Below are 26,059 nucleotides of genomic sequence, written 5' to 3'. Positions count from 1 at the left end.
ATGACCACCACCACGGGAATCCCCACCCTGGTCCGCGGCCGCGCCGGCCGGCTGCTGCCTGCCGGACTCGGTGCCGCCCTCGTCGTGCTGATGGCGGTGCTGCCGCTGCTGAACATCTCCATCCCCGGCATCCTGCCCGGCCCCACCTACACCCCGGGCAGCCTCGCCCTGATGTCGCTGTGCATGGTGTTCGCCGCCCTCGCGTTGTCGTACAACCTGCTGCTCGGCACCGCCGGCATGCTGTCGTTCGGCCATGCCCTGTCGTTCGGCGCCGGAGCGTACGGACTCGGCATCCTGCTCAAAGCAGCCGAGCTGCCGCTGGCCGTCGCCGTACCGGTCGCGCTCGTCGGCGGTCTCGCGGTGGCGTTGCTGACCGGCTCCGTGGCGATGCGCGTCTCGGGAATCCCCTTCGCGATGGTCACCCTCGCCTTCGCGCAGGCAGGGTCTGTGCTCGTGCGCCGCAACCAGCAGGTCACCGGCGGCGAGGAAGGCCTGGGGCTGGCCACCGCCCAGGTTCCGGACTGGCTGGTCGGGGTGGTCAACACCCGCAACCTCTACTGGCTGACCCTCGTCGTCGTGGTGCTGGTGTACCTCGTCGTGCTCTGGGTCGACCGCTCGCGCCTGGGACACCTCGCCGAGGCGACGCGCGAGAACGAGTTGCGGGTGCAGGTGCTGGGGCTGTCTCCCTACCGGGCGAAGCTGCTCGTCTTCGTCGTCGCCGCCCTCTGCGCGGGCCTGGCGGGAATGGCCTACCTGCTGCTGCAGTCCGGCACTCAGCCGGCGGCGGTGTCGGCAGACCTCACGATCACCGTGCTGGTGATGGTGGTGCTCGGTGGTGTCGGGTTCCGCTGGGGTGCGATCGTGGGGGGTGTGCTCTACACCCTGCTCGACCAGCGCCTGACGGTGCTGGCCCGCTCCGATGCCATCGACGCGCTGCCCGCCATCCTGCACGTACCGCTTTCGGAGCCGATGTTCCTGCTGGGGGTGCTCTTCATCCTCGTGGTGATGTTCCTTCCCGGCGGCATCGCCGGAACCGTCGACGCGGCGGTGCGCCGGCGCCGCGGCGAACGGACCCGGGCGAGCCTGCACCGGCTGGACGACAGCGAGGCGATCGCCGAGCCCGCCGAGGTGCGCGCGTGACACCCGACGAGCGGGGCGCCGACGGGCCCCACACGATCGGCCGCTGGCTGACCGCCCGCGCCGACGCGACGCCCGGCCGCATCGCCATCGACGACCGGGGCGTGACGATCACGTACGGCGAACTCGCGCAGCGCGCCGCGGCACTCGCGCACCGACTCGCGTCGGCGGGCTACCGCCCCGGCCAGCGCATCGCGACGATCTCGGGCAACTCCATCGACCACGTCGTGGCGTTCTTCGCCTGTGCGCACAGCGGACTGGCGTTCGTGCCGCTGTCCTGGCGGCTCGCCCCGCGCGAGCTCGCGGAGCTGATCGACCGCGCCGCGCCGGCGCTCCTGCTGGTCGACGACGAGTACGCCGCCGCCGCCGAGGATGCCCTCGGCCGCGCGACCAGACGCCCGCCGGTGGCATCGCTCGGCACCACCGGGGTGGAATCCGCAGCGCCCCCGCCGTCGACAGCCTTCACAGCGCCGCTGCGCCCGGTGCGCGACGACGATCCGCTGCTGGTGATCTTCACCTCCGGCAGCGAGGCCGCACCCAAGGGCGTGGTGCTCACCCACGCCAACTGCTTCTGGAACAACCTCGCGCTGTCGGGAGCGCTGCAGCTGACCGCTGACGACGTCGTGCTGGCGATGCTGCCGCAGTTCCACGTGGCCGCCTGGAACGTGCAGCCGCTCCTGGCCTGGTGGGTGGGGGCAACGGTCGTGCTGGAGCGCTCGTTCCAACCGGGCCGCGTGCTGCAGCTCATCGCAGAGCGGGGTGTGACCGCCATGATGGGGGTCCCGACGCAGTACCGGCAGCTGGCCGATGACCCGCGCTTCAGCTCGGAGGGCCTGCGCAGCCTGCGTCTGTCCCTCGTGGGCGGCGCGACGATGGCGCCGGACACCGCGGCCCGGTGGGCGGATGCCGGGGTGGCGCTCACCCAGGGGTACGGACTCACCGAGGCGTCCCCTAATGTGCTGTGTCTGCCCGCGGCCGAGGCCGACGCCCATCCGGGGGCGGTCGGGCGCCCCTACCCGCACGTGGAAGTCGTGCTCGCCGACCCCGAGACCGGCCTCGTGCTGCAGGGCCCTGCCGCGGGCGAGTTGTGGGTGCGGGGGCCGAGCGTCTTCGCCGGGTACCTCGACGACCCGCAGGCGACGGACCGGGCCCGCGCCGGCGAGTGGCTCCGCACCGGCGACATCGCCGCCCGCGACGCCGACGGGATCTACCGCATCGTCGACCGGCTCAAGGACATCTTCATCTCCGGCGGCGAGAACGTCGCCCCCGCAGAGGTGGAGCGGGCGCTCAGCCGGCATCCCGCCGTGGCCGAGGTCGCGGTGGTCGGCGCCCCCGACCCGGTGTGGGGGGAGCGCGGAGTCGCCTTCGTCGTGCGGGCGCCCGGCGCCCTGCTCGGCGTCGACGAGCTGCTCGCGCACGCGCGCAGCGAGCTGGCCGCCTACAAGGTGCCGGCTCGCGTCGCCTTCGTCGACGCGCTGCCGCGGAGCACGATCGACAAGCTCGCCCGCACCCGCCTGCGTGCGCAGGCTGCGGCTCTGATGGCGGCATCCGCCTCCACATCCGAACTCCCGCCGACCCCCACCCTCGAAGGAGACCGCGCATGAGCACCATCGAGGCGTTCGAGCCGCCGGAGGCGGCGCTGTCCACGAGCGGTCGGCCGTTGACCAAGCGGGGTGAGGCCACGCGGCGCCGGCTGCTGGAAGCCGCCGAGGCGGTCTTCGCCGCCTCGGGTTACCACGAGGCGTCGATCGTGAAGATCACCGAGCACGCGGGCATCGGCCTCGGCACCTTCTACCTCTACTTCGACAGTAAGCAGCAGATCTTCGAGGAGCTGGTCGTCGACCTCAACCGCCGCGTGCGTCACGCGATGGCCGAGGCGATGGCCACGACCTCGTCGCGCATCGACGCCGAGCGGGCCGGCTTCGAGGGATTCTTCCGCTTCACGGCGGCGCATCCGGCCCTCTACCGCATCGTGCGCGAAGCCGAGTTCGTCTCGCCCGAGATGCTGCGGCTGCACTACACCCGCATCGTTGCCGGGTATGAGGCCGGCCTGCGCGCAGCCCAGGGGCAGGGCGAGGTGGATGCCGCGCTGGACCCCGAGGTGACCGCGTGGGCGCTGATGGGCGCCGGCGAGCTCATCGGCATGCGCTACCTGCTGTGGGAGCGAGATGCCGACGGCGCGCCGCCCGCGGAGATCCCGACCGAGGTGGTCGATCACATGATGCGGTTCGTGCGCAACGCACTCGCCGCCAGGCAGGGGGAAGACGATGACTGACCGCGATCTGACCGGCCGTCGCGCGCTCGTCACCGGCGGCGGCAGCGGCATCGGGCTGGCCTGCGTGCGCGAGTTCGCCGCGCGCGGCGCCCACGTGATCGTCGCGGACCGCGACGCAGAAGCGGCCACCGCGGCTGCCGAGGCGGCAGGGGGAGAATCGTGGGTCGTCGACCTCTCCGACACCGCGGCGCAGGAGGACCTTCAGCTCGACGTCGACATCCTCGTCAACAACGCCGGAATCCAGCGCGTGGCGCCCATCGAGCAGTTCGATCCCGAGGTGTTCCGGCTGATCCAGCGGCTCATGGTGGAATCGCCCTTCCTGCTCATCCGCGCCGCGCTGCCCGCGATGTACGCCCGTGGGTGGGGGCGCATCATCAACGTCTCCAGCGCCCACGGGTTGCGGGCGAGCGCCTTCAAGTCGGCCTACGTCACGGCGAAGCACGCGCTGGAGGGACTGTCGAAGGTCACCGCCCTCGAAGGCGGACCGCACGGGGTCACAAGCAACTGCATCAACCCGGCGTATGTGCGCACGCCCTTGGTGGAGCGTCAGATCGCCGAGCAGGCGCGCGTGCACGGCATTCCTGACTCCGAGGTCGTCGAGAAGGTCATGCTCACCGAGGTCGCCGTGAAGCGTCTGGTCGAAGCCGACGAGGTCGCCTCGCTCGCCGGGTGGCTGGTGTCGGACAAGGCCGGCATGGTCACCGGCGCCTCGTACACGATCGACGGCGGATGGACGGCGCGATGAGCCGCGAGTACCGCACCCTCGACGTGCCGGTGAAAGGTGGTGCCCTGCGGGTGGGGGTGTGGGAGACGGACGCGCCCGACGCCCCGACCGCGCTGCTCATCCACGGCGTGACCTCGTCTCACCGCGCCTGGCCATGGCTGGCCGAGTGTCTGCCCGACGTGCGCCTGATCGCCCCCGACCTGCGGGGGAGAGGGCGCAGCAACGGCGTCACCGGTGCGGGCGGCCTCGCGGCCCACGCCGACGACATGGCGGCCGTGCTGGATGCCGCGGGGGTGCAGCGCACGCTCGTCGTCGGTCACTCGATGGGCGCCTTCGTCGCTCTGGCTTTCGCGCACCGGCATCCGCAGCGCGTCGCTTCGCTCCTGCTCGTCGACGGCGGACTGCCGCTGGATGTGCCGGAAGGGCTCGATGCCGATACCGTCGTCTCCCACATCCTGGGACCCACGGCCGAGCGGCTGAACCAGCGGTTCGCCGACCATGCCGCGTATCTCGCCTTCTGGCGCGACCACCCCGCGTTCCAGGGAGCCTGGTCGGACCAGCTGGAGGAGTACTTCGTCTACGACCTGTCGCCCGACGGCGATCTGCTGCGCCCGGCCACGAGCTACCGCACCACGGTCGACGACACCGTGGACATGAACACCGGCGCGACCCTTCCCGCGGCCCTGGATGCCCTCTCCCACGACACCGTGCTGCTGACGGTGCCGCGCGGGCTGCGCGACGAGCTGCCCGGGCTGTATCCGCCGGCGCACCTGCAGCCCCTGCTCGAGCGGATGCCGCACGTGCGTCACCACCTCATCGAGGGCATGAACCACTACACGATCGTGCTGTCGGGGCACGGCGCCGCCGCCGTCGCGGGCCACGTGCGGAAGGCCCTCGCGCCGACCCGGTGAGCGCCAGCGCGGAGCGGCCGCCGCCGCGACAGGGGAATCTCACGAGTGCAGGACGTTCGGCGCGGCATCCGTCCTGCCTTCGGGAGATCTCCTGCGCTGGCGTTGCCGTACTCGGCGCGGCACGAGGGCGGCGGGGATTGCTCGCGGTGCTGCCGGCGACCGACACGCGGCGTGTGCTCTAGCGAACGCAGGAGATCCCACGGGCGCAGGTCGTTTCCGGCGGCATCCATCCTGTATTCGCGGTATCTCCTGCGCTCGCGACGACCGGCGGAGAGCCCGCGGCGTCAGGACCGCGCCGAGGCGATGCGCGACGACAGCTGGTGCGCGTGGGCGAGCAGGGTACGGCCGAGCGCCGGCAGCCGTTCGGGGGAGAAGCGGAACTCGACCCCGGTCAGGCTGAGCGCCCACTCCGGCCGGCCGGCGCGGTCGAACACCGCCGCGCCCAGCCCCCACGAGCCTTCGACGATGAGCCCGGGGTTGACCGCGTATCCCCGGTCGCGGGTGTCGGCCAGTCGTGTGCGCAGCACAGCCGGCGCATGGCGCGTGCCGAAGCGGTCGACGAGCTCCGGATGCCGCGCCAGGTAGGCGTCGACGTCGTCGTCCGGCAGGAAGGCGAGGATCGCCAGTCCCGCGGATGCCACGCCGAGCGGAAACCGCACCCCTTCGCTCAACACGAACGAGCGGATGGGGAAGGCGCCGTCCTCGCGGACGAGGCATACGGTCTCATCGCCGCGCCGCACCGACAGGAACGCGCTCTCCTCGGTCTTGACCGCCAGTGACCGCACGATGTCGCGTGCGACATCGGTGATGTCGTAGCGCGCGGCGGCCACCGACCCCATGAGGAAGAGCTCGGGGCCAGGCATCCAGCGCGACGACGTCTCATCCTGATCCACGAGCCCTTCGGCGCGCAGCGCCGACAGCAGGCGATGGGCGGTCGACCGCGACAGTCCCGCATCATGGGCGAGTCGCTGCAAAGCAGCCCCCTCGGCGCCCGCCGCCGTCACGAGCCGCAGCAGGCTGGCTGCGCGTGCCACGGTCTGAGCGCCAGGAACGGCGGCGCGGGAAGGGGTGTCCACATAGTGGAACCTAGACGGGCTGCCGTCCACATCGCAAGAACGCCGTTGCCGCGGCGCGGTGGCGGCACGCAGTCTGGCACCATACCCGGCTCACGAAGGAGTGCCCGTGATCGACAAGACGTTCCCCTCTGCGGCCGAAGCGGTCGCCGACATCCCGGATGGGGCATCGCTCGCCGTCGGCGGCTTCGGCCTCTCGGGCAACCCGATCGCCCTGATCGAGGCGCTGCTCGCGCAGGGCACCACCGACCTCTCGGTCGTCTCCAACAACTGCGGGGTCGATGACTGGGGGCTCGGGGTCCTCTTGGGGGCCGGACGCATCCGCAAGATGACCTCGTCGTACGTGGGCGAGAACAAGGAGTTCGAGCGGCAGTTCCTCAGCGGTGAGCTGGAGCTCGAGCTGACACCGCAGGGCACCCTCGCCGAGAAGCTGCGGGCCGGCGGCGCGGGCATCGCGGCGTTCTACACGCAGACCGGCGTCGGCACCCAGGTGGCCGAGGGCGGATTGCCCCGCCGCTACGACGGGTCCGGCGGCATCGCGGTGGCGTCGCCGCCGAAGGACGTGCGCACGTTCGACACGACGGGCCGTCCGCTGCCCTACGTGCTGGAAGAGGCGATCGTCACCGACTTCGCCCTCGTCCACGCCCTGCGTGGCGACACGCACGGCAACCTCGTCTTCAACAAGGCGGCGCGCAACTTCAACCCGCTCGCCGCGATGGCGGGCAAGGTGTGCATCGCCCAGGTCGAGCAGCTCGTGCAGCCGGGCGAGATCGACCCCGACGACGTGCACCTCCCCGGCGTCTACGTGCATCGCCTCGTCGAGGTCGGCGGCGACATCCCCAAGCGCATCGAGCGGCGCACCGTGCGTCCTGAAGGAAAGTGACCCCATGGCTCTCACACGCGACGAGATGGCGGCCCGCGCGGCCCGCGAGCTGACAGACGGCTCGTACGTCAACCTCGGCATCGGTCTTCCCACCCTCGTGCCCAACCACGTGCCCGACGGGGTGACGGTCGTTCTGCAGTCCGAGAACGGCATCCTCGGGGTCGGTCCGTACCCCACAGAAGACAAAGTCGATCCCGACCTGATCAACGCCGGGAAGGAGACCGTCACGGTGCTCCCCGGCGCGGCCTACTTCGACTCCGCGACCAGCTTCGGAATGATCCGCGGCGGAAAGATCGACGCCGCGATCCTCGGGGCGATGCAGGTGTCGGCGACGGGGGACCTCGCGAACTGGATGATCCCGGGAAAGATGGTCAAGGGCCCCGGCGGCGCGATGGACCTCGTGCACGGCGCGGCACGGGTGATCGTGCTGATGGAGCACGTCGCCCGCGACGGCTCGCCCAAGATCGTCGACGCGTGCTCGCTGCCGCTCACCGGCCGCGGCGTCGTCGACCGCATCATCACCGATCTCGCCGTCATCGACGTGACCCCCGACGGGCTGCAGCTCGTCGAAACGGCACCGGGCGTGACCGTCGCCGAGGTGCAGGCCGCCACCGAGCCGCCATTTGCGGTCTCCGACACTCTTAGGGTGGGAGCATGAACCACGAAGACGTCGTCATCGTCGCCGCCGCCCGAACGCCGCAGGGACGACTCAAGGGCCAGCTCGCCTCGTTCACCGCCCCTGAACTCGGCGCCCTCGCGATCCGCGGCGCACTCGAGCGCGGCGGCATCCCCGCGGATGCCGTCGACGCCGTCATCGTCGGGCAGGTGCTTCCCGCCGGCTCCGGACAGAATCCCGCCCGCCAGGCCGCCGTGGCCGCAGGCATCGGCTGGGACGTGCCGGCATCCTCGGTGAACAAGGTCTGCCTCTCGGGCCTGTCGGCGGTCATAGACGCCAAGCGCATGATCCAGACCGGCGATGCGCGCGTCGTCGTGGCAGCCGGGATGGAGTCGATGACGCGCGCCCCTCACCTGCTCACCGGCTCCCGCGACGGCTGGTCTTACGGGAGCGTCGAAGTGCTTGACCACATGGCCCACGACGGCCTCACCGACGCGTACGACCGCGAGAGCATGGGGGTGTCGACCGAGCGGCACAACGGCGGACTCGGCATGACCCGCGACATGCAGGATCACGTGGCGGCGCTGTCGCACCAGCGGGCCGCCGCGGCACAGGATGCCGGCGTCTTCGACGACGAGATCGTGCCCGTCGATGTGCCCCAGCGCAAGGGCGACCCGCTGCGGATCACGCGCGATGAGGGCGTGCGGCCGGAGACCACGGTCGACACCCTGGCGAAGCTGCGTCCCGCGTTCGCCGCGGAGGGGACCATCACCGCCGGCAACGCGTCGCAGATCTCCGACGGCGCCTCCGCCGTCGTGCTCACGACCAGGAGCCACGCCGATGACCAGGGATGGGACGTGCTGGCCGTGGTCGGCGCGGCCGGCCAGGTGGCGGGTCCCGACAACTCGCTGCACGCGCAGCCGGCGCGGGCGATGGAGCAGGCGCTGCGCAAGCAGGGCCTCGAGCCGGCCGAGCTGGACTTCGTCGAGATCAACGAGGCGTTCGGCGCGGTCGTCGCGCAGTCCCAGGCCGAGCTCGGCCTCGACGAGGAGATCGTCAACATCCACGGCGGAGGCATCGCGATCGGGCACCCGATCGGCGCGAGCGGCAACCGGCTCGTCGTGCACGCCGTGCACGAGCTCGTGCGCCGGGGGAGCGGCACGGCCGGTGTGGCACTGTGCGGCGGCGGAGGCCAGGGCGATGCCCTGATCCTGACGCGCTGAAGCAACCGAGCGGACGCGCCGGCTGCTCGGCCTGAGGTCAGCCGGCCTTCTGCAGACGCTTCTTCATGAGCTTCTGCTCTTTGCCCTTCACCGGGGAATCACCGGGGACGATGTGTCCGCGCTTGGCGCGGCGAGTGTCGACGACGGCGCCGATGGCGAGCGCCAGCGAGATGCCCCAGCTGAGCCAGGCGAGCGCCGTGCGCCAGGTGAAGGGCTCGTCGTTGCGCAGTCCGCGCAGCAGCGTGATGCCGCTGGTGATGCTGGTGATGAGTCCGGATCCGAAGAGATAGCCGCGCATCCCGCCACGCTATCGCGCGGACCGACCTGGGACTCGGTATTGACAGAATCGCGTCACCCGCGCAACCCCGGACGGCGCGCGGGGGTGGGCGATAGCCTGGAGTCCCCGCCCGCCGCACGGAGGATTCTCATGACCACTGCCGATTTCGTCGTCGTCGCCAACCGTCTTCCGGTGGACAGGTCGGGAAGCGGTGAGGGTGAGGAGCAGTGGCGCACGTCCCCGGGCGGGCTGGTGACGGCGCTGGCTCCCGTCATGCGCACGACCGAGGGTGCATGGGTGGGCTGGCCCGGGCAGGCCGACGTCGTGGTCGAGCCGTTCGACTTCGACGACATGCACCTGGTGCCCGTTCCCCTCACGTCTGAGGACGTCGAGCTCTATTACGAGGGCTTCGCGAACGACACCATCTGGCCGCTGTACCACGACGTCATCTCGCCTCCCCGCTACCGCCGCGAGTGGTGGCAGGCCTATGTGCGGGTCAACCGCCGATTCGCCGAGGCCGCTGCGGCGGTGGCCGCAGACGGGGCGACCGTGTGGGTGCAGGACTACCAGCTGCAGCTCGTTCCCCGCATGCTGCGGGAGCTGCGCCCCGACCTCGTGATCGGCTACTTCCACCACATCCCGTTCCCCGCGTACGGCCTGTACTCCCAGCTGCCGTGGCGCCGGCAGGTGCTGGAGGGGCTGCTGGGAGCGGACGTCATCGGATTCCAGCGGGTTGCCGACGCCTCGAACTTCGCCCGCGCGGTGCGGCGTCAGCTGCGCTACGAGACCAAGGCCAGCGGCATCCGGGTGCCCACCGACGACGGGCGTGAGCGCGTGGCGCTGGCCAAGGCATTCCCGATCTCGATCGATGCCGACGACTACATCGCCCTCGCCCAGCGCCCCGACATCCAGGCGCGAGCGGTCGAGATCCGCGAGAGCCTCGGCAACCCCAAGAAGGTGCTGCTGGGGGTGGACCGCCTCGACTACACCAAGGGCATCCGGCATCGGCTCAAGGCCTTCAGCGAGCTGCTGCAGGACGGCAGGCTCTCGGTGGAGGACGTCACTCTCGTGCAGGTGGCCAGCCCCAGCCGAGAGCGCGTCGCGGCCTACGTGCAGCTGCGTGACGAGATCGAGCAGACCGTCGGGCGCACCAACGGCGACTTCGACACGATGGACCACACCGCCATCCGGTACCTGCATCAGGCGTTCCCGCGTGAGGAGATGGTGGCGCTGTACCTCGCCGCCGACGTCATGCTCGTCACCGCCCTGCGCGACGGCATGAACCTCGTGGCGAAGGAGTACGTCGCCTCCCGCATCGACAACCGTGGGGTGCTGGTGCTCAGCGAGTTCGCCGGGGCCGCCGACGAGCTGGGCACCGCCCTGCGCATCAACCCGCACGACATCGAGGGGCTCAAGGACGCGATCGTGCGCGCCGTCGAGATGCCCGCAGCCGAGCAGGGCCGCCGCATGCGGAGCCTGCGACGCAAGGTGCGCGAGCACGACGTGAACGACTGGTCGCGCGAGTTCCTCGAGGCGCTCGACGCCGTGCGGCGGGCCCGCTCGTGACCGGCGACGCGGCAGAGGCCCTGGCGGCGCTGGCATCCACGCCCCGGCTGCTTGTCGCGCTGGACTTCGACGGCACCCTCTCACCGCTTCAGGACGATCCGATGGAATCGCGCATGCTGCCGGCGGCGCGGGATGCCGTGGAGGCGCTGGCCGCGCTGCCCGACACCGTCGTGGCTCTGGTCTCCGGCCGCAGCATGCGGGATCTGCGACTCATCGCCGAGCACCTCGACGACTCGCCGCTGTGGCTGTCGGGCTCTCACGGCGCGGAGTACTGGGAGCCCGGCACGGGCATGCACGCCGCGGACGACGCGCCCGACGCCGCCGCGCTGCGCGGCCGCCTGCAGCGGCGTGCGGAGGAGCTCACGGCACACCTCGACGGCGTGTGGATCGAGCCGAAGGCGTTCGGCCTCGGCGTGCACACCCGCCGGGCCGACGCGACGACCGCCGCAGAGGCCAACCGCCTCGTCGACGAGATCGTCGCCGCCCAGGCGCCGGAGTGGCGTCGCCGGACGGGGCGGGACATCGTCGAGTACGCCTCCCGCCACGAGGGCAAGGATTCCGCGATCGCGGCGCTGCGCGAGCGCACCGGTGCCACGGCGGTGCTCTTCGCCGGCGATGACGTCACCGACGAGGACGCCCTGCAGAGCCTGCAGCCCGGAGACCTCGGCGTGCGTGTGGGGGAGGCCCCGACCGCCGCAAGAGTGACTGTCGCCGGAATCCCTGAGCTGGCCGAGCTGCTGACGCGGCTCGCCGAGGAGCGGGGCGGGCGGGACGCGTGACGCGCGGGGCAGGTCAGCGCCGCCCGTAGGACGGGTCGAAGCCCCACGGCAGCTCCAGCCCGTGGGCTGCCATGAGCGCGGCATCCGACAGCAGCGCACGGGTCGATCCGTCGGCGACGATCCTGCCGCCGTCGAGGATGAGGGCGCGCGGGCAGAGCTCGAGCGCGTACGGCAGGTCGTGGGTCACGACGATCTGGGTCGCCGGGAGCGCGGCGAGGGTCGCCGACAGCTCCCGTCGGGAGCCGGGGTCGAGGTTGGAGGTCGGCTCATCCAGCACCATCACGTCGACGTCCATAGACAGGATGGTCGCAATCGCCGCCCGCCGTCGCTGGCCCAGCGACAGATGCTGCGGCTGACGGTCGGCGACGTCGTGCAGGCCGACCGTCGCGAGCGCGTCATCCACCCGCTTCGTCAGCTCCGCCGCAGGCACCCCATAGTTGGAGGGGCCGAACGCGACGTCCTCGCCGACGGTCGGCATGAAGAGCTGGTCGTCGGGATCCTGGAACACCAGCCCCACCCGTCGGCGCACTTCGCGCACCGTATCGCGGTCGATGCGCGTGCCGCCGACGGCGATCGATCCTCGGTCGGGTGTCAGGATGCCGTTGAGGTGCAGCATGAGGGTGGTCTTGCCCGCGCCGTTCGGCCCGAGGATCGCCACCCGCTCGCCCGCCGCGACATCGAAGTCGACGCCGGCCAGCACGGATTGCGCCCGGCTCCCGGGGTAGCGGTAGTGCAGGGCCCGCACCGAGATGTCGGCGGCGGTCATGCCCGCCCGGCTTCGAGGTATCCGCGCGAGAGCATCGCGAGGTGCACACGCTCGCCGCGGCCGTGGGAGCGCGCGAACAGCGCACCCACCCCACGGGCGAGCACCGGCCACGACCTGTAGCCGCCGGCACCGAACCCCCGCGAGTCCTGGGCCACGCGCATGCGCTTCCACTCTCCGGTGATGACATCGAGGTAGCGCAGCATGAATGCGGCGATGGCGGTGAGCTCCCGCGGCAGCCGCAGCTGTTCGAGCGCCAGGATGATGGCGCGTGGCTCGGTGGTGCTGACGAGGACGATGGATGCCATGAGTGCGAGGGTCGCCTTGGCAAGCAGCCCCCAGCCTCCCCACAGTCCCTCCACGGACAGCTGCAGACCCCACGCGTCCACGCGGGGACCGCTGGCGACGAAGGGCATGAGCATGGCGAACAGGACGAACGGGATCTCGATGCCCATGCGTGCCAGCAGGGTGCGCAGCGTCACCCGGGCGGCGATGAGGAACCCTGCGACGATCAGCCCGTAGACCGCGAACGCGGCGAACCACTCCCGCGGGGTGGCCACGACTACGATCGCGAAGGCCAGCACCGCGAGCAGCTTCAGCCGCGGCGACGCGGTGCGCAAACCCCGTGCTCCCGGCGCGGCGGGGAGAGCGGCGAAGCTCCTCATCGGGGCGACGACTCGGCCACGGCGCGGCGGCGGGCGGCGGCGCCGATGATCCAGGCGAGACCGAACGTCACGAGGCAGCCGATGGCCCCGGCCAATGCCAGCGAGAGCCAGGGGTTGCCGATGAACACGGCGCCGTAGTCCGCGAACGGACTCGTGGCGGTCGCGCTGTCTTCGGCGGCGCCGATGAACCCGGTGCTCTCGGCGACGAACTCCAGCCCGTCGGGGTGGCTCGAGGCCCCGAAGCTCACGACGCACGCGATGAGCAGGATGATCGCGAAGGAGGCGATCGTGAAGGCGCGGGTCGAGATGCGCCGAGACCCGTCGTGCTGAGGCGTCGCGTTCATGCTGTCGCTCCCTGGATGGTGCGTTCGGATGTCACGCGCACGAACCGCATGCCGTAGACGAGGTCGGGTCGGGTGGCGACCACTGCCGAGACGACGAGGGCGGTGATGACCGCCTCACCCACCCCGATGACGGCATGCCAGCCGACCATCGCGGCGAACACCGTGCCCGCGGGCACGGCCACCGTCCCGCCGACGGCGAAGAGCGTTGCGAAGACCGCGGCTGCGACGGGCACCGACACGAAGGCACCCAGCGAGGCGCCCAGCGGCACCGCCCAGCTGCGGCGGGGTGCGAGGGCGACGACACCGCGGAAGACCCACCACCCCACGACGACGGTGACGACGCCGATGAGGGTGATGTTGGTGCCGAGGGCGGTGAGCCCGCCGTCGGCGAAGAGGAAGGCCTGCACGATGAGAACGACGGTCAGACACAGCACTCCCGTGGCCGGGCCCACCAGCACGGCCGCCAACGCCCCTCCCATCAGATGGCCGCTCGTGCCCGCGCCGACGGGGAAGTTGATCATCTGCACGGCGAAGATGAGGGTCGCAACGATCCCCACCATCGGCGCCTTGCGATCGTCGACGGCCTCTTTGCGGGCCCGCGGCAGCGCGACGGCCACTGCAGCGACGGCGACCACACCCGTCGCAACAGAGGTGGGGATGTCCAAGAAACCGTCTGGAACGTGCATTCGCTCTCCAACCGTGTGGGGCGATGTGCCAGTTGCGACACCGTCGTAGATGGGGATGCTAAGCCCGCCTTCCGACCCACACCAGGGGGGCCTCCGACACGCGGCCGGGTTCCCGCGGCGGCGGCAATAGAATTCACCCGTGAGCAATCCCGACGAGACCATCGACATCAAGCCGCGCAGCCGCGTCGTCACCGACGGCATCGAAGCCACCACGTCCCGGGGGATGCTCCGCGCGGTCGGCATGGGCGACGCCGACTGGGACAAGCCCCAGATCGGCATCGCCTCGAGCTGGAACGAGATCACCCCCTGCAACCTGAGCCTCGACCGGCTCGCGCAGGGTGCGAAAGAGGGCGTGCATGCCGGCGGCGGCTACCCGCTGCAGTTCGGCACGATCTCGGTGTCGGACGGCATCTCGATGGGCCACGAGGGCATGCACTTCTCGCTGGTCAGCCGCGAGGTCATCGCCGACTCCGTCGAGACGGTGATGATGGCCGAGCGGCTCGACGGCAGCGTGCTGCTGGCCGGCTGCGACAAGTCGATCCCGGGCATGCTGATGGCATCCGCGCGCCTCGACCTGTCCAGCGTCTTCCTCTACGCCGGCTCGATCGCTCCGGGCTGGGTGAAGCTCTCGGACGGCACCGAGAAGGACGTCACGATCATCGACTCGTTCGAGGCCGTGGGTGCGTGCCTTGCCGGAAAGATGAGCGAGGCTGACCTCAAGCGCATCGAGTGCGCCATCGCCCCGGGAGAGGGCGCGTGCGGCGGCATGTACACCGCCAACACCATGGCCTCTGTCGCCGAGGCGCTCGGACTGAGCCTCCCTGGATCCGCGGCACCGCCCTCGGCCGATCGTCGTCGCGACTACTTCGCCCACCGCTCGGGCGAGGCGGTCGTCAACCTGCTGCGTCAGGGAATCACGACGCGCGACATCCTCACGAAAGAGGCGTTCGAGAACGCGATCGCCCTGGCGATGGCGCTCGGCGGATCGACGAACGTCGTGCTGCACCTGCTCGCCATCGCCAATGAGGCCGAGGTCGAACTCTCCCTTCACGACTTCAACCGCATCGGTGACAAGGTCCCGCACGTGGCCGACATGAAGCCCTTCGGCAAGTACGTCATGAACGACGTCGACCGTCACGGCGGCATCCCGGTGATCATGAAGGCGATGCTCGACGAGGGACTGCTGCACGGTGACGCGCTCACGGTCACCGGCAAGACGCTGGCCGAGAACCTGCGCGAGCTGGACCCGGATCCCATCGACGGCGAGGTCATCCACAGCTTTGCCGACCCGATCCACGCCACCGGCGGGATCACGATCCTGCACGGCTCACTCGCGCCAGAAGGCGCGGTCGTGAAGACCGCCGGCTTCGACGCCTCGGTGTTCGAGGGCCCCGCGCGGGTGTTCGAGCGGGAGCGTGCCGCGATGGACGCGCTCGAGGCCGGCGAGATCGACGCGGGCGACGTCATCGTCATCCGCTACGAAGGTCCCAAGGGCGGTCCCGGCATGCGCGAGATGCTCGCGATCACGGCCGCCATCAAGGGGGCCGGCCTCGGAAAAGATGTACTACTGTTGACGGACGGACGATTCTCAGGCGGCACAACCGGCCTGTGCATCGGCCACATAGCACCCGAAGCGGTGGACTCCGGTCCCATCGCCTTCGTGCGCGATGGTGATCTGATACGGGTCGATATCGCGGCTCGCACTCTCGACCTACTCGTCGGCGACGCAGAGCTGAGTTCCCGCCGAGAAGGCTGGGAGCCCCTTCCCCCGCGCTATACCCGTGGCGTTCTGGCCAAGTACTCCAAACTCGTGCGCTCTGCTGCAGAGGGCGCGGTGACGGGGTAGTCCCGTCAGCAACCCTGGATCTCGAGGTAGTACACCCATGTCCTCAGACACCGTTTCCGCCGTTCCCCGGCCTCCCGCCCGCGCGGCATCCGCTCCCGTCCTCACCGGCGCCCAGGCGGTCGTCCGCTCGCTCGAGCTGCTGGGGGTGACCGACGTGTTCGGCCTGCCCGGCGGCGCGATCCTGCCCGTCTACGACCCGCTCATGGACACCTCGCTGATCCGCCACATCCTGGTGCGTCACGAGCAGGGTGCCGGCCATGCTGCCGAGGGCTACGCCGCGGCATCCAACAAGACCGGCGTGGCGATCGCCACCAGCGGCCCCGGCGCCACCAACCTCGTCACCGCGATCGCCGACGCGTACATGGACTCGGTGCCGATCGTGTGCATCACCGGCCAGGTCTTCTCGACCCTCATGGGCACGGACGCGTTCCAAGAGGCCGACATCGTCGGCATCACCATGCCGATCACGAAGCACTCCATCCTGGTCAAGCGCGCCGAGGAGATCCCCGGTGCCATCGCCGCGGCGTTCGAGATCGCCGGCACGGGGCGCCCGGGTCCGGTGCTGGTGGACATCACGAAGGATGCCCAGCAGGAGGAGGCGCCGTTCGTCTGGCCGCCGCGGGTGGACCTGCCCGGCTATCGACCCGTCACCAAGGCCCACGGCAAGCAGATCCAGGCCGCGGCCCAGCTGCTGGCCACCGCCGAGAAGCCGGTGCTCTATGTCGGCGGCGGCGTGATCCGCTCCCGCGCATCGGAAGAGCTGCTGAAGCTGGCGGAGACCACGGGCGCGCCGGTCGTGACCACGCTGATGGCGCGCGGCGCGTTCCCCGACTCGCACCCGCAGCACCTGGGCATGCCCGGCATGCACGGAACCGTCCCGGCGGTGCTCGCTCTGCAGGAGTCGGACCTCATCGTTTCGCTGGGCGCGCGCTTCGACGACCGCGTGACCGGCAAGGCATCGCTGTTCGCCCCGAACGCGAAGGTCGTGCACGTCGACATCGACCCGGCGGAGATCTCCAAGATCCGCACCGCGGACGTCCCCATCGTCGGCGACCTCAAAGAGGTGCTGGTCGACCTCGAGGGTGCGTTCACGGCGGCGGCATCCGAGCGCGCAGACATCGCCGAATGGTGGTCCTACCTCGACGGCCTGCGCGACGAGTTCCCGCTCGGCTACGCCCAGCCCACCGACGGCCACATGGCGCCCCAGTACGTGATCCAGCGCATCGGCGAGCTCACCGGGCCCGAGGGTGTGTACGCCGCCGGCGTCGGACAGCACCAGATGTGGTCGGCCCAGTTCATCAAGTACGAGCGTCCCAACTCGTGGCTCAACTCCGGCGGCGCCGGCACCATGGGCTACGCGGTGCCCGCCGCCATGGGCGCCAAGGTCGCCGAGCCCGACCGCGTGGTGTGGGCGATCGACGGCGACGGATGCTTCCAGATGACGAACCAGGAACTCGCGACCTGCGCCATCAACAACATCCCCATCAAGGTCGCCATCATCAACAACTCGTCGCTCGGCATGGTGCGGCAGTGGCAGACCCTGGTCTACAACGGCCGATACTCGAACACCGACCTCAACACCGGACACAACACCATCCGCATCCCCGACTTCGTCAAGCTCGCCGAGGCGTACGGCTGCCTCGCGATCCGCGTCGAGAAGGAAGAGGATGTGGATGCCGCGATCAAGCTGGCGCTCGAGACCAACGACCGTCCCGTGGTGATCGACTTCGTCGTGAGCGCCGACGCCATGGTCTGGCCGATGGTCCAGCAAGGGCGCAGCAACAGCAGCATCCAGTACGCCCGCGAGCACGCGCCGACCTTCGACCAGGAGGCTTGAGATGAGCAAGCACGTCCTCAGCCTCCTCGTGGAGGACAAACCCGGTCTGCTCACCCGCGTGGCGGGCCTGTTCGCGCGGCGCGGGTTCAACATTGACTCCCTCGCCGTCGGCGTCACCGAGGTGCCTGGCCTGTCGCGCATCACGGTCGTGGTCGACGTCGACGAGCTGCCGCTGGAGCAGGTGACCAAGCAGCTGAACAAGCTCATCAACGTCATCAAGATCGTCGAACTCGACCCCGCGGCATCCGTGCAGCGCGAGCACATGCTCGTCAAGGTGCGCGCCGACAACCAGACGCGCTCCAACGTCATCGAGGTCGTCAACCTCTTCCGCGCCTCGGTGGTCGACTACGCCACCGACGCCGTCGTGGTCGAGGTGACCGGCGATCGTGGCAAGGTCGACGCGTTCCTGCGCGCCGTCGAGCCCTTCGGCATCAAGGAACTGGCCCAGTCCGGGATGGTCGCGATGGGCCGCGGCGGCAAGAGCATCACCGAGCGCGTCCTGCGCGGCTGACCACACCGAACCACCACTCAAGGAGAAACACACAACATGGCCGAGATCTTCTACGACTCCGACGCCGACCTGTCGCTCATCCAGGGCAAGAAGGTCGCGATCGTCGGCTACGGCTCACAGGGCCACGCCCACGCCCAGAACCTGCGTGACTCGGGTGTCGACGTCGTCATCGCTCTCAAGGAGGGCAGCAAGTCCATCGCGAAGGCGCAGGAGGACGGCTTCGAGGTGAAGTCCGTGGCGGACGCCGCGCAGTGGGCGGACCTCATCATGATCCTGGCTCCCGACCAGCACCAGCGCTCGATCTACAACGATGAGATCAAGCCGCACCTCAAGGCCGGCAAGACCCTCGCTTTCGCACACGGCTTCAACATCCGCTTCGGCTACATCCAGGCTCCCGAGGACGTGGACGTCATCCTCATCGCACCGAAGGCACCGGGTCACACGGTGCGCCGCGAGTTCGTGGCCGGTCGTGGCATCCCCGACATCATCGCCGTCGAGAACGATGCGTCGGGCCAAGCGTGGGACGTTGCGCTGTCGTACGCGAAGGCCATCGGCGGCACGCGTGCCGGCGTCATCAAGACCACCTTCACCGAAGAGACCGAGACCGACCTGTTCGGTGAGCAGGCCGTGCTCTGCGGCGGCGTCTCGCAGCTCGTGCAGTACGGGTTCGAGACCCTGACCGAAGCGGGCTACCAGCCGCAGATCGCGTACTTCGAGGTGCTGCACGAGCTGAAGCTCATCGTCGACCTCATGTGGGAGGGCGGCATCGCCAAGCAGCGCTGGTCGGTGTCGGACACCGCCGAGTACGGCGACTACGTCTCGGGCCCCCGCGTGATCGACCCGCACGTCAAGGAGAACATGCAGGCGGTGCTCGCCGACATCCGCTCGGGCGCGTTCGCCGAGCGCTTCATCAACGACCAGGATGCCGGTGCCGTGGAGTTCGGCGAGCTGCGCGAGAAGGCCGCCGCACACGCCATCGAGGCGGTGGGCAAGGACCTGCGCGCCCTGTTCTCGTGGAAGCAGACCGACAGCGACTACGTCGAGGGCAGCGCCGCGCGCTGAGTCTCAGCCAACCCTGACCCGGTCGCCGCACCCCGAAACGGGGGAGCGGCGACCGGGTTTCTCTATGCCCCTTCCTGTGGTCAGACCACAGGAGTAAGCTGGCATCAGAGCAAGGGTGCGGGCACAGCGTCCGCACCGGGTTGGAGAGAGAAATGTCCCCCGAGATCGATGCACTGGTGGCCCGCGCACAGGACGCGCTGACCGCGTACGCGCGGTACACGCAGGAGCAGATCGACCACATCGTGCGCAAGGCATCGGTCGCGGCGCTGAGCCGCCACGCGGACCTCGCGGTGATGGCCGTCGAAGAGACCGGCCGAGGCCTCTTCGAAGACAAAGCGGTGAAGAACATGTTCGCGTGCGAGCACGTCACCCACTCGATCATCAAGCAGCGCACCGTGGGGGTCATCTCGGTCGACGACATCACCGGGATCACCGAGATCGCCGAACCCGTGGGCGTCGTGTGCGGCATCACGCCGGTGACGAACCCGACCTCCACGACCATCTTCAAGTCGCTCATCGCTCTTAAGACCCGCAACCCCATCGTCTTCGCCTTCCACCCGTCGGCGCAGCGCTGCTCGGTCGCCGCCGCCACCGTCGTGCGCGACGCGGCGATCGCCGCCGGAGCGCCGGCCGACTGCATCCAGTGGATCGAGGCACCCTCGCTCGCGGCGTCCGGTGAGCTGATGAACCACCCCGGGGTCGCCCTCATCCTCGCCACCGGCGGTAACGGCATGGTCCGCGCCGCCTACTCCTGCGGCAAGCCGGCGCTCGGCGTCGGCGCCGGCAACGTGCCCGCGTTCATCGAGCGCAGCGCCAAGGTCGGCCGGGCCGTCAACGACGTCGTGCTGTCGAAGTCCTTCGACAACGGCATGGTGTGCGCCAGTGAGCAGGCGGTCATCCTCGACGAGCCCATCGCCGAGGAGGCGCTGGCCGAGTTCGCGCGCCTGCATGCCCACGTCGTGAACGCCGACGAGAAGCGGATGCTGGAGGAGCTGATCTTCGGCGTGAGCGCGCAGGATGCCTCGTGCGCCGAAGCAAAGCTCAACGCCGCCGTCGTGGGGCAGCCCGCGGCGAAGATCGCGCAGATGGCCGGGTTCACCGTTCCCGAGGACACCTCGATCCTGCTCGCCGAGGTCAGCGGGGTCGGACCCCACGAGCCCTTGACCCGCGAGAAGCTGGCCCCCGTGCTGGCGGTGCTGCGCGCGGCCGACGCCCAGGAGGGCATCGACCTGGCCGAGCAGATGGTGGCCTTCGACGGGCTCGGGCACTCCGGCGCCGTGCACAGCAGCGATCCTGCCGTCATCGCCGACTTCGCCGACCGGGTGAAGGCGGTGCGCATCATCGAGAACGCGCCGGCGGCCCTCGGCGGCATCGGCGACATCTACAACGCCTTCATGCCTTCGCTGACCCTCGGCTGCGGCTCGTACGGGCGCAACTCGGTCGCGGACAACGTCTCGGCGGTGCACCTGCTCAACATCAAGCGGGTGGGGCGTCGCAACAACAACCTGCAGTGGTTCAAGGTACCGGCCAAGACGTACTTCGAGCCGAACGCGCTGCGGTACCTCATCGACATGAAGGGCATCGAACGGGTGACGATCGTCACGGACGCGACGATGACCAAGCTGGGCTTCGTGGACCGGGTGCTCGACGTGCTCGGCCGCCGTCCCCGCCGCGTCCACCTGCAGATCATCGACGATGTCCTTCCGGAGCCGACGGTCGCCAGCGTGCAGCACGGCGCCGCGAAGATGCGGGAGTTCCAGCCCGACACCATCATCGCCCTCGGCGGCGGCTCGCCGATGGATGCCGCGAAGGTCATGTGGCTGCTCTACGAGAACCCCGATGTGCACTTCTCCGACATGCGGGAGAAGTTCTTCGATGTGCGCAAGCGCGCGTTCCGCTTCCCCGAGCTCGGTGCGAAGGCGAAGCTCGTGTGCGTGCCGACGACCTCGGGGACGGGGTCTGAGATGACGCCCTTCGCGGTGATCACCGATGATGAGACCGGCATGAAGTACCCCTTGGCCGATTACGCGCTGACCCCTTCGGTCGCGATCGTGGATCCGCTGCTGACTGCAGCTCTGCCCGCGTTCCTCGTCGCAGATGCCGGCTTCGACGCGCTGACCCACGCAACCGAGGCCTATGTGTCCGTGTACGCGAACGACTTCACCGACGGGCTGGCGCTGCACGCGATCAAGCTCATCTTCGAGAACATCGTGCGCAGCTCGCAGGCAGAGCCGGGAAGCAAGAATGCGGCAGACGCGGAGGCGCGCGAGAAGATGCACAATGCCGCGTCGATCGCCGGCATGGCGTTCGGTAACGCCTTCCTCGGAATCGTCCACGCGATGGCCCACGTCACCGGCTCGAAGTTCCACCTGGTGCACGGGCGCACGAACGCGATCTACCTGCCTCACGTGATCCGTTACAACGGCCAGGTCCCGGCGAAGGTCACCGGGTGGCCGAAGTACGAGCGCTACGTCGCCCCCGAGCGGTACCAGCAGATCGCCGCCCACCTGGGACTGCCGGCATCCACCCCGGACGAGGGTGTCGAGTCCTATGCCCGCGCCGTCGAGGAGCTGCGCGCAGCGGTGGGCATCGAGGACTCGTTCCAGGCGCAGGGAGTGCCGGAGGAATCCTTCATCGGGCGCCTCGAGGAGCTCGCGATGGCCGCCTACGGCGACCAGTGCGCACCGGCCAACCCGCGCATGCCGCTGCTGGCGGACATGCGCACGCTCATGGAGGCGGCCTACTACGGCACGTCCTACGCGGAGGTGCGGGCGCAGCGCGCGCAGACGGCCGTCGCTGCGGCGACCGTCGACACGCAGGCGGCTGCCGAGGAGCCGGCCGCCGAAGACGCGACGCCCGGACGCAAGAAGGCCGCGCGCTGACGCGGATCCGCGCGGCGAAGGCCCGCCTCTCTTCGGAGGGGCGGGCCTTCCGCGTATGCCGTCACATAGACATCGGATGTCTGTGCAAGGATGGTGCGCAGGTTCGATCGGAGAGGTGACGATGAGGCAGCAGTGGTTCGACGAGGCCCGATTCGGCATGTTCGTGCACTTCGGGCTGTACAGCGCCGCAGCCCGGCACGAGTGGGTGCAGAACTACGAGCGTCTCACCGACGAGGACTACCGGCAGTACTTCGAGCACTTCGACCCCGACCGGTTCGACGCTGGTGCACTGGCGCGGCAGGCCAAGCGCGCCAGCATGGGGTACGTCGTGCTGACGACGAAGCACCACGAGGGTTTCGCCCTGTGGGACACCGCGCTGAGCGATTTCGACTCGGTGACCGCCTGCGGCCGCGACCTCGTGCGCGAGTACGTCGACGCGTTGCGGGCGGAAGGACTGCGTGTCGGGTTCTACCACTCGGTGATCGACTGGCATCACCCCGACTTCACCGTCGATTGGAACCACCCCCGCCGGGGCGACGCCGATGTCGCCGCGCTCAACGCCGGCCGCGACATGGATCGCTACCGTGCGTTCCTCCACGGGCAGGTGCGGGAGCTCCTGACCGGGTACGGTCCGATCGACTACCTGTTCTTCGACTTCACCTACCCCCACGACCGTGACGGACTGGCGGGCAAGGGCCCGGAGGACTGGGACGCCGAAGGGCTGCTGGCCCTATGCCGCTCGCTGCAGCCGCAGATGCTCGTCAACGACCGTCTCGGAATCCCGGCCGACTTCGTCACGCCGGAGCAGTACCAGCCCACGTCTCCGCTGATGCGCGACGGCCGGCCGCTCGTGTGGGAGGCGTGCCAGACGATGAACGGGGCGTGGGGGTACGACCGGGACAACGACGACCAGAAGCCGGTCGACCTGCTCGTGCGGATGCTGGTCGACTCGGTGTCGATGGACGGCAACATGCTGCTGAACATCGGACCCGACGGGCGCGGGGCCATCGCGCCACGGGATTGCGCCGCGCTCGACGAGATCGGCGAGTGGATGCAGCTGCACCGCGACGCCGTCGTCGGCGCCGGTCACGCCCCGTTCGCGCCGCCGCGCGAGGGCGTGTACACGCGACGGGGCAACCGCCTCTACCTGCATCTGTTCACGTGGCCGCTGGGGTTCGTGCATCTGGCGGGTCTCGCGGGAAAGGTGACGTACGCCCGGTTCCTGCACGACGGGTCCTGGCTGCGCACCTCGGTGGCCGACCCCGACCAGGTCGCCGACCTCATGACGCCCGAGGGCGAGCCGGAGGGCACCCTGACCGTGCATCTCCCGGTCGCCCGCCCCGACGTCGTGCTCCCGGTCATCGAGCTCACGCTGGCGGACTGACCCGGTCGGATCAGGCGCTGCCCGCGGGGAGCTCGAGGTTGTCCAGGGCCCAGCGGGCGGCGCCGTAGAGGATCGCGTCGGCACCGGTGCGGGCGGCCTCGATGCGCAGCCGCTGAGTGGCCAGGGGGTGGCACGCCTCGTAGACGCGGCTGCGCACCGCGGCGATGAACGGCTCCGACGCGCTCATGCTGCCGGTGAGGAAGACGGCGTCGGGGTTGAAGAAGTTGACCACTCCAGACAGGGCCTGCCCGAGGTGGGTGCCCGCCGTCCGCACCAGGGTCGTCGCCTCGGGATCGGCGTCGCGGGCCAGCGCGAGCACGTCCGCCGTGGTGGCGACGTCGTCCCTGCCGCGCTCGCGCATCTGCCGCACGAGGCTCGCACCGCTGGCCACCGTCTCGAGGCAGCCCGTGTTGCCGCATGAGCAGGGCAGGTCGCCGCTGGCGTCGATGCGCGTGTGGGTGATGTCTCCGGCGGCCGACGTGGCGCCACGGTGCACGGCGCCGTCGATGATCACGCCGCTGCCGATCGCGGTGCCGGCCTTGACCGTGATGCTGTGCCCGACGGATCCGAACTGTTCCCGATGCTCTCCGAGCGCGGCGAGGTTGGCATCGTTGTCGACGGCGACGGTCACCCCGTAGCGGGCGTTCAGATGGTCGCCGACCCGGAAGCCGGGCCACCCCGGCATGCGGGACGGCTGGTGCACGGTGCCTGCTGACACATCGACGGGACCAGGCAGGCTCATGCCGATCGCGCGCACCGACGTGTCGCGCGACAGCTCGTCGAACACTGCGGCGACCGCGTCGAGAGTGGGCTCCGGTCCGTCGGCGAGCGTCACCGGAATGGCGCGGGTGGCCAACAGTGCCCCGCTGAGACGGTGCATGCCGATGCGGGCGTGCTGGCCGCCGAGATCAGCCGTGAGCACGACGCCGGCGTCATCGGGGATGTCCAGCAGGCGGGGTCGCCGTCCGCCGCGCGAGGTCCCCTCGCCGCGCTCGCAGAGCATGCCGGCATCCAAGAGCGCCTGCACGCGCAGGCCGATCGTCGACGGGGCGAGGCCGAGAAGCGCGGCGAGCTCGGACCGGGAGCGCGCCTCGCCGCGGGACACCAGGTCGAGGATGCGCCGGCCGAGGAGGTCGTCGGAGGCGGAGCTGTGGCTGCTGTGGGGCATGGTCGGCTTTCGGCTCGCGTGTTACGGGCAGGTGACGAAACATCACCGGTCGATAAACATCGGATGTTCGTGTTGCGGCTTCGAGGGAAATCTGAAATGTTGACTTTGAACAGAACAGTACAAGGTTGATTCGAGTATCGAAACAACGTTGTTCGACACGAATTGCCAGGAGGCATGGATGAACAGAATGCGCATGGGCGGGGTGGCTGCGGCCACCGGTGTGGCCCTGGTGCTGACGGGATGTGCGGGCGGATCCGACGCCGGTGGATCCGACGGCGACAAGCCCACCATCGTCGTGGACATGTGGGCCGGCAGCGAGTCGGACACCGAGGCGCTGGAGGCGCAGGTGGCCATCGCCCAGGAGCAGAACCCCGACGTGAATATCAAGCTGCAGACCGCTCCGTGGGGCGACTTCTTCACGAAGCTCACGACCAACATGGCCAGCGGCAACATGGCCTGCATCACGGGCATGAGCGGCGCGCAGCTGGGTGGGTACACCGCAGGCTTCCGCGCCCTCTCCGACGAGGACCTCACCACCGCGGGTCTCGACCTTGCGGACTTCAACCCGGGCGCCGACGGCATCATGAGCTTCGAAGGCGAGCTCTACGGCATGCCGTTCGATGTCGCCACGATGCTCGTCTACTACAACCAGGACCTCCTCTCGGCTTCCGGTGCTGCGACGCCCGAGATCGGCTGGACGTTCGACGACTTCGAGCAGATCGCCACCTCCGCCACCGCCGACGGCAAGTACGGCTTCGGCATGGGCATGGGCGGGTACCAGTGGATGTCGCTTCCGATCGCGAAGTCGGGCACGCAGCCGGCATCCGAGGACGGCGCGCTGCGCATCGACGCCCCGGAGTTCGTCGAGGCCGCATCGTGGTTCGCGGGCCTGGTCACCGACCTGGGCGTCGCAGCCCCGGTGGCTTCGGCGTCCGACACGGGCTGGGGTGAGACGCAGTACACCGGTGGCAACGCCGCCATGGCGGTCGACGGCACCTGGAACGCGGTCGGCTACCTGGAGAACGAGTCCGGCTTCGCGGCCGGCATGGCGCCGCTGCCGACGGGAGAGAACGGCAACGCCGGTCCGATCCTGGGTTCCGGGTACGGCATCTCCGCGACATGCGAGCACCCCGAAGAGGCGCTGAAGGTGCTGGGGTCGCTGCTGAGCAAGGACGCGCAGGACTACATCGCATCGTCCGGCCGCTCGTACCCGGCGCGCATCGAGTCGCAGCCGCTGTACTTCGAGTCGATCGACGAGAAGTACCGCGACCACGTCAAGAGCGTCTTCGAGTCGGCGTTCGCCTCGACCGTGCCGATGTACATGACGCAGAACTGGGCGAAGCTCGAGAGCTACATCCAGCCCAACCTCGTCAGCGTCTACAGCGGTCAGACGACGATGGCCGACATGCTCGAAAGCGCCCAGGCGCAGTTCGGCAACTGACCCGGT

Annotated in this window: 24 protein-coding genes; 17 read left to right on the top strand and 7 right to left on the bottom strand. The window is 69.8% G+C overall.

Features of this window, described 5'->3' with window-relative positions; all coding sequences use genetic code 11:
* The 5 genes from QNO21_RS07555 to QNO21_RS07535 are packed head-to-tail and all read left to right on the top strand — an operon-like array spanning window position 1 to window position 5,047.
* On the top strand, window positions 1-1,140 hold the full coding sequence (locus tag QNO21_RS07555) for a branched-chain amino acid ABC transporter permease (RefSeq protein WP_257519102.1): 1,140 nt from the start codon (window positions 1-3) through the stop codon (window positions 1,138-1,140).
* Window positions 1,137-2,741 carry a class I adenylate-forming enzyme family protein gene (locus QNO21_RS07550; protein ID WP_257519101.1) on the top strand — a complete coding sequence of 535 codons (1,605 nt, stop codon included), beginning with the start codon at window positions 1,137-1,139 and terminating at the stop codon, window positions 2,739-2,741. Before QNO21_RS07555 ends, QNO21_RS07550 begins: the two co-directional genes overlap by 4 nt.
* Window positions 2,738-3,412, top strand: a complete 675-nt coding sequence (locus tag QNO21_RS07545; protein ID WP_257514538.1) for a TetR/AcrR family transcriptional regulator — start codon at window positions 2,738-2,740, stop codon at window positions 3,410-3,412. The genes QNO21_RS07550 and QNO21_RS07545 overlap by 4 nt, the downstream gene beginning before the upstream one ends.
* A complete protein-coding gene (locus tag QNO21_RS07540) occupies window positions 3,405-4,157 on the top strand; it encodes a 3-hydroxybutyrate dehydrogenase (protein WP_257514539.1) in 753 nt (250 codons plus the stop codon). Before QNO21_RS07545 ends, QNO21_RS07540 begins: the two co-directional genes overlap by 8 nt.
* Window positions 4,154-5,047: an alpha/beta fold hydrolase gene (locus QNO21_RS07535; protein WP_257519100.1), complete on the top strand. Its 894-nt coding sequence runs from the start codon at window positions 4,154-4,156 to the stop codon at window positions 5,045-5,047. The genes QNO21_RS07540 and QNO21_RS07535 overlap by 4 nt, the downstream gene beginning before the upstream one ends.
* A gap of 284 nt (window positions 5,048-5,331) precedes the next feature.
* Here QNO21_RS07535 and QNO21_RS07530 read toward each other — a convergent pair whose 3' ends face one another.
* Window positions 5,332-6,123 carry an IclR family transcriptional regulator gene (locus QNO21_RS07530; protein ID WP_257519099.1) on the bottom strand — a complete coding sequence of 264 codons (792 nt, stop codon included), beginning with the start codon at window positions 6,121-6,123 and terminating at the stop codon, window positions 5,332-5,334.
* 106 nt (window positions 6,124-6,229) lie between these two features.
* Between QNO21_RS07530 and QNO21_RS07525 the strand changes: the two genes are divergently transcribed.
* From QNO21_RS07525 to QNO21_RS07515, 3 genes are read left to right on the top strand one after another with little or no spacing between them, the layout of a single operon-like run.
* Entirely contained in the window at window positions 6,230-7,003 is a 774-nt protein-coding gene (locus QNO21_RS07525; protein WP_257519098.1) for a CoA transferase subunit A, read from the top strand.
* Between the two features lie 4 nt (window positions 7,004-7,007).
* Window positions 7,008-7,661: a CoA transferase subunit B gene (locus tag QNO21_RS07520; protein WP_257519097.1), complete on the top strand. Its 654-nt coding sequence runs from the start codon at window positions 7,008-7,010 to the stop codon at window positions 7,659-7,661.
* Window positions 7,658-8,842, top strand: coding sequence for an acetyl-CoA C-acetyltransferase (locus QNO21_RS07515; protein WP_257519096.1), 1,185 nt, complete (start codon window positions 7,658-7,660; stop codon window positions 8,840-8,842). The genes QNO21_RS07520 and QNO21_RS07515 overlap by 4 nt, the downstream gene beginning before the upstream one ends.
* Window positions 8,843-8,879: 37 nt before the next feature.
* Here QNO21_RS07515 and QNO21_RS07510 read toward each other — a convergent pair whose 3' ends face one another.
* Window positions 8,880-9,140 carry a hypothetical protein gene (locus QNO21_RS07510; protein ID WP_257519095.1) on the bottom strand — a complete coding sequence of 87 codons (261 nt, stop codon included), beginning with the start codon at window positions 9,138-9,140 and terminating at the stop codon, window positions 8,880-8,882.
* Between the two features lie 129 nt (window positions 9,141-9,269).
* Between QNO21_RS07510 and otsA the strand changes: the two genes are divergently transcribed.
* Together otsA and otsB are read left to right on the top strand one after the other, a co-directional pair.
* A complete protein-coding gene (otsA, locus tag QNO21_RS07505; RefSeq protein WP_257519094.1) occupies window positions 9,270-10,685 on the top strand; it encodes an alpha,alpha-trehalose-phosphate synthase (UDP-forming) in 1,416 nt (471 codons plus the stop codon).
* On the top strand, window positions 10,682-11,464 hold the full coding sequence (otsB, locus tag QNO21_RS07500; RefSeq protein ID WP_257519093.1) for a trehalose-phosphatase: 783 nt from the start codon (window positions 10,682-10,684) through the stop codon (window positions 11,462-11,464). Before otsA ends, otsB begins: the two co-directional genes overlap by 4 nt.
* A 13-nt stretch (window positions 11,465-11,477) precedes the next feature.
* On the opposite strand, the gene QNO21_RS07495 is transcribed toward otsB, so the two are convergent.
* The 4 genes from QNO21_RS07495 to QNO21_RS07480 are packed head-to-tail and all read right to left on the bottom strand — an operon-like array spanning window position 11,478 to window position 13,922.
* On the bottom strand, window positions 11,478-12,230 hold the full coding sequence (locus QNO21_RS07495; RefSeq protein WP_257514548.1) for an energy-coupling factor ABC transporter ATP-binding protein: 753 nt from the start codon (window positions 12,228-12,230) through the stop codon (window positions 11,478-11,480).
* Entirely contained in the window at window positions 12,227-12,847 is a 621-nt protein-coding gene (gene cbiQ, locus QNO21_RS07490; RefSeq protein WP_285178416.1) for a cobalt ECF transporter T component CbiQ, read from the bottom strand. The genes QNO21_RS07495 and cbiQ overlap by 4 nt, the downstream gene beginning before the upstream one ends.
* 41 nt (window positions 12,848-12,888) lie before the next feature.
* Window positions 12,889-13,236 (bottom strand): PDGLE domain-containing protein, encoded by a 348-nt coding sequence (locus QNO21_RS07485; RefSeq protein ID WP_257519091.1) that lies wholly within the window; start codon window positions 13,234-13,236, stop codon window positions 12,889-12,891.
* A complete protein-coding gene (locus QNO21_RS07480) occupies window positions 13,233-13,922 on the bottom strand; it encodes an energy-coupling factor ABC transporter permease (protein ID WP_257519090.1) in 690 nt (229 codons plus the stop codon). Before QNO21_RS07480 ends, QNO21_RS07485 begins: the two co-directional genes overlap by 4 nt.
* Before the next feature lie 139 nt (window positions 13,923-14,061).
* Between QNO21_RS07480 and ilvD the strand changes: the two genes are divergently transcribed.
* The 6 genes from ilvD to QNO21_RS07450 all read left to right on the top strand — a co-directional run bounded on the left by ilvD (window position 14,062) and on the right by QNO21_RS07450 (window position 23,444).
* Window positions 14,062-15,768 (top strand): dihydroxy-acid dehydratase, encoded by a 1,707-nt coding sequence (ilvD, locus tag QNO21_RS07475; RefSeq protein WP_257519089.1) that lies wholly within the window; start codon window positions 14,062-14,064, stop codon window positions 15,766-15,768.
* 37 nt (window positions 15,769-15,805) lie between these two features.
* Entirely contained in the window at window positions 15,806-17,605 is a 1,800-nt protein-coding gene (locus tag QNO21_RS07470; RefSeq protein WP_257519088.1) for an acetolactate synthase large subunit, read from the top strand.
* Between the two features lies 1 nt (window position 17,606).
* The gene (gene ilvN, locus QNO21_RS07465) at window positions 17,607-18,116 is read left to right on the top strand and encodes an acetolactate synthase small subunit (protein WP_257493238.1); all 510 of its coding nucleotides are present in this window, start codon (window positions 17,607-17,609) and stop codon (window positions 18,114-18,116) included.
* Between the two features lie 36 nt (window positions 18,117-18,152).
* Complete coding sequence (gene ilvC, locus QNO21_RS07460) at window positions 18,153-19,178, top strand: ketol-acid reductoisomerase (protein WP_257519087.1); 1,026 nt, start codon at window positions 18,153-18,155, stop codon at window positions 19,176-19,178.
* 152 nt (window positions 19,179-19,330) lie between these two features.
* On the top strand, window positions 19,331-22,060 hold the full coding sequence (adhE, locus tag QNO21_RS07455; RefSeq protein ID WP_257519086.1) for a bifunctional acetaldehyde-CoA/alcohol dehydrogenase: 2,730 nt from the start codon (window positions 19,331-19,333) through the stop codon (window positions 22,058-22,060).
* Between the two features lie 121 nt (window positions 22,061-22,181).
* Window positions 22,182-23,444, top strand: coding sequence for an alpha-L-fucosidase (locus QNO21_RS07450; RefSeq protein ID WP_257519085.1), 1,263 nt, complete (start codon window positions 22,182-22,184; stop codon window positions 23,442-23,444).
* Between the two features lie 10 nt (window positions 23,445-23,454).
* On the opposite strand, the gene QNO21_RS07445 is transcribed toward QNO21_RS07450, so the two are convergent.
* Entirely contained in the window at window positions 23,455-24,612 is a 1,158-nt protein-coding gene (locus QNO21_RS07445) for an ROK family transcriptional regulator (RefSeq protein WP_257513878.1), read from the bottom strand.
* A gap of 178 nt (window positions 24,613-24,790) precedes the next feature.
* Between QNO21_RS07445 and QNO21_RS07440 the strand changes: the two genes are divergently transcribed.
* On the top strand, window positions 24,791-26,053 hold the full coding sequence (locus QNO21_RS07440; RefSeq protein ID WP_257519084.1) for an ABC transporter substrate-binding protein: 1,263 nt from the start codon (window positions 24,791-24,793) through the stop codon (window positions 26,051-26,053).
* The last annotated feature ends 6 nt before the right edge of the window (window positions 26,054-26,059 follow it).

The sequence above is a fragment of the Microbacterium sp. zg-Y818 genome (genome assembly GCF_030246905.1).
Lineage (GTDB): Bacteria > Actinomycetota > Actinomycetes > Actinomycetales > Microbacteriaceae > Microbacterium.
The sequence above is the reverse complement of the archived record's forward strand: the minus strand, read 5'-3'. Positions and strand labels throughout refer to the sequence as shown.

Excerpts from the sequence above, each read along its gene's own strand:
- QNO21_RS07535 (WP_257519100.1), top strand. The coding sequence starts at position 4,154 with ATGAGCCGCGAGTACCGCACCCTCGACGTGCCGGTGAAAGGTGGTGCC.
- QNO21_RS07510 (WP_257519095.1), bottom strand. The coding sequence starts at position 9,140 with ATGCGCGGCTATCTCTTCGGATCCGGACTCATCACCAGCATCACCAGC.
- QNO21_RS07545 (WP_257514538.1), top strand. The coding sequence starts at position 2,738 with ATGAGCACCATCGAGGCGTTCGAGCCGCCGGAGGCGGCGCTGTCCACG.
- adhE (WP_257519086.1), top strand. The coding sequence starts at position 19,331 with ATGTCCCCCGAGATCGATGCACTGGTGGCCCGCGCACAGGACGCGCTG.
- QNO21_RS07515 (WP_257519096.1), top strand. The coding sequence starts at position 7,658 with ATGAACCACGAAGACGTCGTCATCGTCGCCGCCGCCCGAACGCCGCAG.
- QNO21_RS07520 (WP_257519097.1), top strand. The coding sequence starts at position 7,008 with ATGGCTCTCACACGCGACGAGATGGCGGCCCGCGCGGCCCGCGAGCTG.
- QNO21_RS07540 (WP_257514539.1), top strand. The coding sequence starts at position 3,405 with ATGACTGACCGCGATCTGACCGGCCGTCGCGCGCTCGTCACCGGCGGC.
- QNO21_RS07440 (WP_257519084.1), top strand. The coding sequence starts at position 24,791 with ATGAACAGAATGCGCATGGGCGGGGTGGCTGCGGCCACCGGTGTGGCC.
- QNO21_RS07555 (WP_257519102.1), top strand. The coding sequence starts at position 1 with ATGACCACCACCACGGGAATCCCCACCCTGGTCCGCGGCCGCGCCGGC.
- QNO21_RS07480 (WP_257519090.1), bottom strand. The coding sequence starts at position 13,922 with ATGCACGTTCCAGACGGTTTCTTGGACATCCCCACCTCTGTTGCGACG.
- ilvC (WP_257519087.1), top strand. The coding sequence starts at position 18,153 with ATGGCCGAGATCTTCTACGACTCCGACGCCGACCTGTCGCTCATCCAG.
- QNO21_RS07450 (WP_257519085.1), top strand. The coding sequence starts at position 22,182 with ATGAGGCAGCAGTGGTTCGACGAGGCCCGATTCGGCATGTTCGTGCAC.
- QNO21_RS07485 (WP_257519091.1), bottom strand. The coding sequence starts at position 13,236 with ATGAACGCGACGCCTCAGCACGACGGGTCTCGGCGCATCTCGACCCGC.
- QNO21_RS07495 (WP_257514548.1), bottom strand. The coding sequence starts at position 12,230 with ATGACCGCCGCCGACATCTCGGTGCGGGCCCTGCACTACCGCTACCCC.
- ilvN (WP_257493238.1), top strand. The coding sequence starts at position 17,607 with ATGAGCAAGCACGTCCTCAGCCTCCTCGTGGAGGACAAACCCGGTCTG.
- QNO21_RS07445 (WP_257513878.1), bottom strand. The coding sequence starts at position 24,612 with ATGCCCCACAGCAGCCACAGCTCCGCCTCCGACGACCTCCTCGGCCGG.
- otsA (WP_257519094.1), top strand. The coding sequence starts at position 9,270 with ATGACCACTGCCGATTTCGTCGTCGTCGCCAACCGTCTTCCGGTGGAC.
- QNO21_RS07470 (WP_257519088.1), top strand. The coding sequence starts at position 15,806 with ATGTCCTCAGACACCGTTTCCGCCGTTCCCCGGCCTCCCGCCCGCGCG.